This is a genomic window from Stenotrophomonas sp. GD03794 (assembly GCF_029842145.1).
GTDB lineage: Bacteria > Pseudomonadota > Gammaproteobacteria > Xanthomonadales > Xanthomonadaceae > Stenotrophomonas > Stenotrophomonas riyadhensis.
In genome coordinates this window covers 60,814-70,355 of the sequence record NZ_JAOCFV010000022.1, presented here as the reverse complement: position 1 = coordinate 70,355, position 9,542 = coordinate 60,814, and the positions used below count along the sequence as shown (strand labels likewise).

Here is a 9,542-nt window from a genome sequence, read left to right as displayed (position 1 = left end):
TCAGTGACTCCCAGGTCGGTGGCACCGGCCACGCCGCCGCCTGGTTGCCATCCAGCACCCTTCGCAGGTCGCGCGGATCAATCTGCGGTGCCAGCACGTGCACCAGCTCCAGCGCGTAATCACGCAGCACGCGGTCGCGCGGCAGCACCGCCCACGCGATGCATTCGCTGATCGGGTCCGGCGCCGGCCACGATCTCAGGTCTTCGTCGTTGGAACTGACCGCCATCTCCGCCAGCAGGCCCACGCCCAGCCCGGTACGCACATAGGTCTTGATCAGGTCCGCATCAAGCGCGGTCAGCGCCAGGTCCGGCACCAGGCCGTTCGCAGCGAAGGCGCGCTGCAACGAGGAATTCGGCCGGGTCGAGGATTCGTAGCTGATCAGCGGTTGCCGGGCCAACGCGGCCAGGTCCGGTGCGCGGCCCGCGCGGTCCAGCGGGTGGCCCTTCGGTACCACCACCAGACGTCGCCAGCGGAACAGCGGCACCGCGATGCCATCGGTGGGCTCACCGCCGGCGGTGCTGATGATGGCGATATCGGCATCACCCTGGTTCAAGCGGTCCAGCGCGTCGGCTTCACCGGCCTGCTGCAGGTGCACGCTCACCTGCGGGTAGGCCTGCTTGATCGCCGCCACGGCCGGCGGCAGCACGAAGCGCGCCTGGGTGTGGGTGGTGGTCAGGATCAGCTGCCCCTGGCTCTCGCGGCGCTGGTTGGCCGCGTAGGTGCGGATGTTGTTGGCCTCGGCCAGCACCGCGCGGGCACGGGCGATGACCTCGGTGCCGGCCGGGGTGACCGACTCCAGGCTGCGGCCCTTGCGCACGAACAACAGGAAACCCAGCTCGTCCTCCAGCTGCTTGAGCTGCTTGGACAGACCGGGCTGGGTGGCGTGCACGCGCGAGGCGGCCAGCGTGATGTTCAGCTCGGCGTCGGCGATGGCAACCAGGTAGCGCAGCTGGGTCAGCGTCATGGGAGGCAGGCGGCGTGGGGCGGAGGTCCACTCTAGGGTCAATTGCCGTCACCAGCTTATAACCAAAGGTTGTTTAAGAAAGGTATCTGGTCATTTCCGGGCGTCATATGCCGGCGCTACGGTCAGCCGGCAGCCGCTGGCCTGAACAGCCAGCCCTCCCCCTTCGCCCGCCGAAGCCCGGCGCGGCCCCGTTTCCGGAGCGCTTCCATGGCCCTGTACGACTCCATCCTCGATACCGTCGGCAACACCCCCATCGTCAGGCTGCAGCGCCTGGCGCCCCCGCAGGTCAGCGTCTACGCCAAGGTCGAGTCGTTCAACCCGGGCGGCTCGGTGAAGGACCGTCTGGCGCTGGCCATCATCCTCGACGCCGAGGCACGCGGCCTGCTCAAGCCGGGCGACACCATCGTCGAAGCCACTTCAGGCAACACTGGCGTGGCACTGGCGATGGTCGCCGCCGCGCGCGGCTACAAGTTCGTGGCCACCATGGTCGAGACCTTCTCGGTGGAGCGCCGCAAGCTGATGCGCGCCTACGGTGCCAAGGTGATCCTGACCCCGGCCGCCGAACGCGGCAGCGGCATGGTGCGCAAGGCAGCCGAACTGGCCGAACAGCACGGCTGGTTCCTGGCCAGCCAGTTCGCCAACCCGGCCAATCCGGCCTATCACCGCAACACCACCGCCGCCGAGATCCTGCGCGACTTCGCCGGCAAGCGGCTGGACTACTTCGTCAGCGGCTGGGGCACGGGCGGCACGCTTACCGGCGTGGGCGAAGTGCTGAAGGTCGCGCGCCCGCAGACCCGCATCATCGCCACCGAACCGGCCGGCGCTGCACTGCTCAAGGGCGATGACTGGAAGCCGCACAAGATCCAGGGCTGGACCCCGGACTTCGTGCCGGACGTGCTCAACCGCGATGTGGTGGACGAACTGGTCTCGGTCGAAGATGACCGCGCCATCACCACCGCGCGTCGCCTGGCTGCCGAGGAAGGCATCTTCGTCGGCATCTCCGCCGGCGCCACCGTCGCCAGTGCGCTTGACGTGGCCGCGCGCGCTGAACCGGGCTCGGTGATCCTGGCGATGCTGCCGGACACCGGTGAACGCTATTTCTCCACACCGCTGTTCGCCGATGTGAATGAAGGGTCCGACGACGAGTGGTTGGCCGGCCTGCCGTGACACCCGGGGTCAGAGCCTTTTCCGTTCGGAAAAGGATCCGACCCCATCCTGCTGGATGCCCGGGGTCGGATCCCTTTTCGGCAGGCAAAGGGCTCTGACCCCCTTCTGCTTCAGCCTGCGTGAAGGCGCCGCCCGCCATCGTGCGTGAAGGCCGTCGGATCGCAGCGCGTGAGACGGTCATGACGCAATATCGATGCCCTGTCCCCTACCGTGGGAACAGCCGGCGCAGATGCTGCGCGGATCACCTCACAGGCAGGAGACGGACGCATGAAGATCGAGGTTTGGCAGGGCGACATCACGACCCTGGCGGTGGATGCGATCGTCAACGCGGCCAATGAAACACTGCTCGGTGGCGGTGGTGTCGACGGCGCGATCCATCGCGCAGCCGGCCCCGCACTGCTGGCCGAGTGCGAGCAGTTGCCGGAGCTGCGTCCGGGCGTGCGTTGCCCGACCGGCGAAGTGCGCGCCACCGGCGCCCATGCGTTGCCAGCGCGCCACGTACTGCACACGGTGGGCCCGGTCTGGCATGACGGCCAGCGCGACGAACCGGCGCTGCTGGCCAACTGTTACTGGAAATCGCTGCAGCTGGCCGAATCACTGGGCGTGCAGTCGATCGCGTTCCCGGCGATCAGCTGCGGCGTGTATGGCTATCCGCTGTACCAGGCCGCGCAGATCGCGGTGACGGAAACGCTGGCCTGGCAGCGCAGCCACGCGCAGCCGATGCGCATCGTGCTGGTGGCATTCAATACGGCCACGGCCAAGGCGTACCAGCAGGCGCTGGCTGCCGCCGGCCAGAACACGGACAGTGAACCGCGCACTTCGATGTTGCCGCCGCTGGGCGATGCAGGCTTCGCTGCAGCGCATTGATCCGCAGCGCTGCAGGCAAGAGAAAAGGCCGGGCATTGCCCGGCCTTCTGCATCACACCGTTGTTTTCATCCACGCATGCGTGGATCACGCTCAACGGCTGGCGGCTTCCACCGCAGCAGCATCATCAGCCACCGCCGCCGCAGCGTCGGCCGCAGCACGTGCAGCCGAGGCCGCAGCACCATCGGCGCTGGCACCCTCCACCTGCACGCGCACTTCCACCAGGCCCGCGCCATTGTTCAGGCCGGACACGTCCACGGTGTAGTGACCGGCCGGCAGCGTCTCTTCCAGGCGCGCGTTGGTGCCGTTGCCACCATCATCGTCGGCCAGCTCGACATCGCCGCCCACCACGCGCAGCACGGTATCGACCTGGCTGGAGATCGCATCCAGGCGTACATCGGCCGGGCGGTCCAGGGACAGCAGGAAGCGGCGGCGGCCATCATTGTCGAGCATGGTGTACACGCTGCCCGACTTCGGCAGGGCGCTGCCATCGCGCTCGACCAGGTTGCCCGGCAGTTCGATGCGGGTGGCCGACAGAGTGAACATGCCACTGACGCCGTCGCCCAGGCCACGCGCGGTCAGGGTGTACTTGCCCGGCTTCAGCGACAGGGTCAGGCGCGAGTTGGTGCTGTCGCCACCATCGTCATTCTCCGCATCAACCCCCTGGCCCGACAGCTTCAGCACCGGATCGAAGACATCCGAGACCAGGCGGATCTCATACAGGCCTGCCTTGTCCACCTGCAGGGTGTAGTCCTGCGAACCGCCGGCCAGCATGTCGACGATCTCGCCACTGCCCGCCAGCGGCTTGCCGTCGTACGGCACCAGCTTCTCGGCGCGCAGGCGGTACGGGCCGTAATCGGTCGAGCCATTGGCGTTGACCGCCACCTGGTAGGTGCCGCCACCGTTGGCACGGAAGGCCAGCGAGACGTCGCCTTCGCGCTCGTAACCGGTGTTGCTGCTGGCCACCAGGCTGCCGTTGCTGAATACCGCGATCGAGCCACTCAGCGATCCGGTCAGCTTCAGCCCAACCAGCTGCTTGTCTTCCAGCTTGATCTGGTAGAGCTGGTGGTGGCTGCCGTCATTGAAGTTGATGCCGCTGCGCGAGGTGATCTCGCCGGACACCGGCTTGTCGAAATCGAGCGACGCGGCCTTGCCTGCCTCTGCACCGCCGCCACCGATGCGGTTGCACCCGCCGGCGACCAGGACCGTGGCTACGGCCAGTGTGATTGCTGCCAAACGCATGTTGTTTCTCCTTGGCCTTCCATGTGGTTCCCGCGTACCGGCCGGGCACGCGGGGGCGGAAAAGATACCCGCAAAAGCAAACGCCGGCGTGATGCCGGCGCTGCCTTGTTCATCCAGCGATGGGACGGATCAACCGTTCCACTTGCCCAGCGCAGCCAGGCCGTTGTCCTTGGCACGCTCGTACACGGTCTTCTGGGCAGCGGCGTAGTTGCCCTTCATGTCCTTGGCCCACAGCTTCAGCGCGGCCTGCTGCATGGCGCGGCCGTAGGAGAAGCTCAGCGGCCACGGCAGGTTGCCCAGCTGGTTCATCGCGTTCAGGTGCTCGGTGGACTGCTCATCGCTCTGGCCACCGGACAGGAACACCACGCCCGGCAGGATCGCCGGCACGGTGCTCTTCAGGCACATCACGGTCGATTCGGCCACTTCCTCGACGTCGGCCTGCTCATCGCAGCCCTTGCCGGAGATGACCATCGAGGCCTTCAGGATGGTGCCTTCCAGCAGCACGTTCTGCTGGTAGAGCGCGTCGAACAGCGAACGCAGGGTGGCTTCGGTGACTTCGTAGCAGGTCTCGATGTCGTGGTCGCCGTCCATGATCACTTCCGGCTCGACCATCGGCACCAGGCCACATTCCTGGCACAGGGCGGCATAGCGGGCCAGCGCGTGGGCGTTGGACTCGATGCAGGTGCCCGACGGAATGCTTTCGCCGATGTTGATCACCGCACGCCACTTGGCGAAGCGCGCACCCAGCTTGTAGTACTCCTGCAGGCGCTCGCGCAGGCCGTCCAGGCCTTCGGTCACCAGCTCGCCCGGGCAGCCGGCCAGCGGGTGCGCACCCTTGTCCACCTTGATGCCCGGAATCATGCCGTGGTCGGCCATGTACTTGGCGAACGGCACGCCGTCCTTGGTCGACTGACGAATGGTTTCGTCAAACAGGATGGCGCCGGAAATGTGCTCGTTGAGCTTCGGCGTGGTCAGCAGCAGCTCGCGGTAGGCGCGACGGTTCTCCTCGGTGTTCTCGATGCCGACGCCAGCGAAACGCTTGGCGATGGTAGCGGTGGATTCGTCGATCGCGATGATGCCCTTGCCCGGGGCAACCATGGCCTGGGCGGTTTCAGCCAGCTGTTCGATGCTCATGTACTTCCTGTGGCGGGTGCGGGAAAAACGTAAGTATAGCCCCGCTGCCCGTTGCCCCGACGTGGAGGCCAGTCTGGAAACGATTCCAATGTCCGCACCGGACAAGGGATGTCCTGCGGCGTGGGGTCAGAACCCCTTCGGGAATCTGACCCCGGGTCGGACCCGCGCCGCGGCTCCGACCCGGGGCCGACTGGGTTTACAGATCGCCCAGGCCGATCGCGCGGCCGTCGTCGCCCACTTCCAGCAGGCGCAGGGTGTTGGTTGCGCCCAGGGTTTCCATGTGCTCGCCGCTGGTAAACACCACGCGGTCACCGGCCTGCAGCAGTTCGGCTTCCACCAGCAGGCGGATGCTGCCGCGTGCGGCTTCGCGCGGGGTCAGGCCACGGCTGTCGAAGTTGATCGGATAGACATCGCGCATCAGCGCCATCTGGCGACGTGCGCCGTCGTGGCGGGTCACCGCGAACACCGGTGCCTTGGCGCGGAAACGCGACAGATAGCGGGCGGTACCACCGGATTCGGTCATGGCCACGATCGCGCGCACACCCACGTGCTGCGACAGGAACATGGTGGCCATGGCGATGGCCTGGTCAGCACGCTCGAGGTTGCGCGGCGAGGCGTTGAAGTCGGTCTCGGTCTGGAACTGGCGCTCGGCCCCCAGGCAGATGCGCGCCATTGCTTCCACAGCCTTGACCGGCCAGGCACCGGCAGCGGTCTCGGCCGACAGCATCACCGCGTCCGTGCCATCGATGACCGAGTTGGCCACGTCCAGCACTTCGGCACGGGTCGGGATCGGGCTTTCGACCATCGACTGCAGCATCTGCGTGGCGGTGATCACCACCTTGTTCTGCGCCAGCGAGGCCTTGATGATCTTCTTCTGCAGGCCCGGCAGTTCGGCATCGCCGATCTCCACGCCGAGGTCGCCACGGGCCACCATCACCACGTCGCTGGCCTCGACGATTTCTTCCAGGTTCTCGATCGCCTCGGTGCGCTCGATCTTCGACACCAGCGCGGCATCGCAGCCGTGCGAGCGGGCGATCTCACGCGCGTCGTTCATGTCCTGCGCGTTGCGGCAGAACGACACGGCGATGAAGTCGACACCGATCTTGGCGACAATGCCGATCAGCTCCTTGTCACGCTCGGTCAGCGCGCCCAGCGACAGGCCGCCGCCCTGCTTGTTCAGGCCCTTGCGGTCGGACAGCACACCGTCGTTGAGCACGGTGTTGATGATGCGTTCGCCCTGCACCTCCACCACCTGCAGCTGCATCAGGCCGTCGTCGAGCAGCAGCACATCGCCCGGACCCACGTCCTGCGGCAGGCCGAGGTAGCTCACGCCCACCTGGGTCGCATCGCCGGGGCCGGCGTTGGTGCTGGCGATCAGGTCGAAGCGGTTGCCCGCCTTCAGCTGCACCTTGCCTTCAGCGAAGCGCTCGATGCGGATCTTCGGGCCCGGCAGGTCAGCCAGGATGCCGACTTCCACGCCGACGCGGGCGGCGGCGGCGCGCACTTCGGCGGCGCGCTTGGCCTGGCCGGAGGGATCGCCGTGGCTGAAGTTCAGGCGCACCACGTTGACGCCGGCGCGGAACAGATCCTCCAGCACGCCCGGCGGATCAGTGGCCGGACCGAGGGTGGCAAGGATCTTGGTGCGACGCTGACGCTCGAACATGGTGAATGGGCCTCTCCCGATAAAGAACGGAAATTAGCACATCCTTCACGCCGCATGTATACGGTTACAGCCTTGCGCTGCCTGACTTCGCGGGTCATGGAACGGACATCGTCCGGACATACGCTGGCGCAGGGAGTTCTGCAGAGCCGAGCATGGGCTCGGCTCTGCAGGGGACTAGGCCAGCAGCGTTTCCAACTGCGACGGCGCGTGCGCCAGCTGCCCGGCACCGGCTTCGATGAGCTCGGCCTCACCGCCAAAGCCCCACAGCACACCGACACTGCGCAGGCCGTGGTGGCGTGCGCCTTCGATGTCCATGCGGCGATCGCCGATCATCCAGCACTGCGCCGGCTGCACTTGAAGGCGGCGCAATGCCTCGCCCACCAGTTCCGGCTTGTGGCTGCGCGAGCCGTCCAGGGTCGAACCGACGATTTCCTCGAACAGTCCGCCGAACGGCAGGTGGGCCAGGATGCGGCGCGCATGCGGCTCGTTCTTGGCGGTGACCACCGCCAGGCGGTGGCCACGCCCATGCAGCGTGCGCAGGGTGTCTTCCACCTGCGGGTACACCGTGTGCTCGCGCCAGCCCTCGGCGTCGAAGCGTTCACGGTAGTAGCCCACCGCCTGTTCCACCCGCGCCGGTTCAATGAACAGCGGCGCGAAGGTGGTGCGCAGCGACGGACCGATCCAGCCCAGCAGCGTCTCCTGCGGCGGCACCGGATGGTCCATCTTCTGCAGCGCGTAGGCGATGCAGGCGGTGATGCCCACCTGCGAATCGATCAGCGTGCCATCGAGGTCGAAGAACAGGACATCCTTGCTGCGCTCGGCACTCATGCGCCGCGCGCGTCGAGTGCGGCCACCGCCGGCAGGGTCTTGCCTTCCAGGAATTCCAGGAACGCACCACCGCCGGTGGAGATGTAGCTGACCTGTTTGGCGATGTCGAACTTGTCGACCGCCGCCAGCGTGTCACCGCCACCGGCGATGGAGAACGCCTTGGAGCTGGCGATGGCGCGGGCCAGCGCTTCGGTGCCCTTGCTGAAGGCTTCGAACTCGAACACACCGACCGGGCCGTTCCAGACCACGGTGCCAGCCTTCTCGATCAGCTGCGCGTACTGCGCTGCGGTCTGCGGGCCGATGTCCAGGATCAGATCGTCTTCGGCAACGGCGTCGACCGCCTTCACCTCGGCGACCGCATCCGGCATGAACTGCTTGGCGGTGACCACGTCGACCGGCAGCGGGATGTCGGCGCCGCGCGCCTTGGCATCGGCCACGATCTTCTTCGCGGTGTCCAGCAGGTCCGGCTCGTACAGCGACTTGCCGACGTTGTAGCCGGCGGCAGCGATGAAGGTGTTGGCGATGCCGCCACCGACGATCAGCTGGTCGACCTTGCCGACCAGGTTGGCCAGCAGTTCCAGCTTGGTGCTGACCTTGCTGCCGGCGACGATGGCCAGCAGCGGCGTGGCCGGTGCATCCAGCGCCTGCGCCAGCGCATCCAGTTCGGCCATCAGCAGCGGGCCACCGGCAGCGACCGGGGCGAAGCGGATGACACCATGGGTGGAGGCCTGTGCACGGTGTGCGGTGCCGAAGGCATCCATCACGAACACATCGCACAGCGCGGCGTACTTCTTCGACAGGGCTTCATCGTCCTTGCCCTCGCCGACGTTCATGCGGCAGTTTTCCAGCAGCACCAGCTGGCCCGGCTGCACGTCGACGCCGTCGACCCAGTCGCGCACCAGCGGAACCTCGCGACCGAGCAGTTCGGACAGGCGCTGGGCGACCGGCGCCAGCGAATCGGCTTCGCTCCACACACCTTCCTTCGGGCGCCCCAGGTGCGAGGTGACCATCACCGCCGCGCCCTGCTCCAGCGCGCGCTTGAGCGTCGGCAGCGAAGCCGTGATGCGCTGTTCGGAGGTGATGCGGCCATTCTCGATCGGCACGTTCAGATCCTGGCGGATCAGCACGCGCTTGCCGGAGAGGTCGAGGTCGGTCATGCGGACGATGGACATGGGCAACTCTTTGGCTCAGGGACGGGATGCCGGGGTACGGCAGACGGACATTGTATCGGGTGCGGGTGGTGGGAGGGCCGATGCCTGCGGCAGGCAGAGGCGCAACTGCAACTGCGAGAGCCAAAGCGCTGGCGCCTTGTGATGCTGTGGGTGGGCCGGGGCGGTGTGGGCTGGCAGGGGACGCCGTAAACCCGTCCTTGGGGGCTTGGCCGCGGCATCCATGCCGCGGACACCCCTGCCAGCCCACACCACCCCGGCCTCGACAGGTTCATGAGGTGACGCGGGCGGCAATGGCGGAAGCAAGAGCGGTTTCTGGTGTCGGGAGGAGAAAGAAGGGGTCAGATCCGTTTCCCTTCGGAAAACGGATCTGACCCCGATGGCCGTCTCCGCGAACAGCAGCCGAGCGTGGGCTCGGCTCCACAAAGAGCGCGCAGCCAAGCTGCTTTTGCTTTTGCTCTTCTTTTTTCTTCCGTGGGTGGACGCACCCGGAAATTGTCAGAGGCCTGG

At 66.8% G+C, this 9,542-nt stretch carries 8 protein-coding genes; 2 read left to right on the top strand and 6 right to left on the bottom strand.

Going from position 1 to position 9,542, the window contains the following annotated elements; genetic code table 11:
* Positions 1-964, bottom strand: a 964-nt coding sequence (locus N5D91_RS13435; RefSeq protein WP_279922690.1) for a LysR family transcriptional regulator, incomplete at its 3' end; no start/stop codon positions are given.
* Between the two features lie 207 nt (positions 965-1,171).
* On the opposite strand from N5D91_RS13435, the gene cysK reads away from it, so the two are divergent.
* Together cysK and N5D91_RS13425 are read left to right on the top strand one after the other, a co-directional pair.
* The gene (gene cysK / locus N5D91_RS13430; RefSeq protein WP_110713406.1) at positions 1,172-2,131 is read left to right on the top strand and encodes a cysteine synthase A; all 960 of its coding nucleotides are present in this window, start codon (positions 1,172-1,174) and stop codon (positions 2,129-2,131) included.
* A 267-nt stretch (positions 2,132-2,398) separates the two neighbouring features.
* Positions 2,399-2,998 carry an O-acetyl-ADP-ribose deacetylase gene (locus N5D91_RS13425; RefSeq protein ID WP_110713408.1) on the top strand — a complete coding sequence of 200 codons (600 nt, stop codon included), beginning with the start codon at positions 2,399-2,401 and terminating at the stop codon, positions 2,996-2,998.
* 91 nt (positions 2,999-3,089) lie between these two features.
* Here the strand turns inward: N5D91_RS13425 and N5D91_RS13420 are convergent, their stop codons facing one another.
* The 5 genes from N5D91_RS13420 to N5D91_RS13400 all read right to left on the bottom strand — a co-directional run bounded on the left by N5D91_RS13420 (position 3,090) and on the right by N5D91_RS13400 (position 9,035).
* On the bottom strand, positions 3,090-4,238 hold the full coding sequence (locus N5D91_RS13420) for an ABC transporter substrate-binding protein (protein WP_110713409.1): 1,149 nt from the start codon (positions 4,236-4,238) through the stop codon (positions 3,090-3,092).
* 129 nt (positions 4,239-4,367) lie between these two features.
* The gene (locus N5D91_RS13415) at positions 4,368-5,372 is read right to left on the bottom strand and encodes a class I fructose-bisphosphate aldolase (protein WP_010481439.1); all 1,005 of its coding nucleotides are present in this window, start codon (positions 5,370-5,372) and stop codon (positions 4,368-4,370) included.
* Between the two features lie 196 nt (positions 5,373-5,568).
* Positions 5,569-7,035 (bottom strand): pyruvate kinase, encoded by a 1,467-nt coding sequence (pyk, locus tag N5D91_RS13410; protein WP_110713411.1) that lies wholly within the window; start codon positions 7,033-7,035, stop codon positions 5,569-5,571.
* 174 nt (positions 7,036-7,209) lie between these two features.
* On the bottom strand, positions 7,210-7,863 hold the full coding sequence (locus N5D91_RS13405) for an HAD hydrolase-like protein (RefSeq protein WP_110713412.1): 654 nt from the start codon (positions 7,861-7,863) through the stop codon (positions 7,210-7,212).
* Positions 7,860-9,035 (bottom strand): phosphoglycerate kinase, encoded by a 1,176-nt coding sequence (locus N5D91_RS13400; protein ID WP_110713414.1) that lies wholly within the window; start codon positions 9,033-9,035, stop codon positions 7,860-7,862. Before N5D91_RS13400 ends, N5D91_RS13405 begins: the two co-directional genes overlap by 4 nt.
* Positions 9,036-9,542 lie beyond the last annotated feature (507 nt).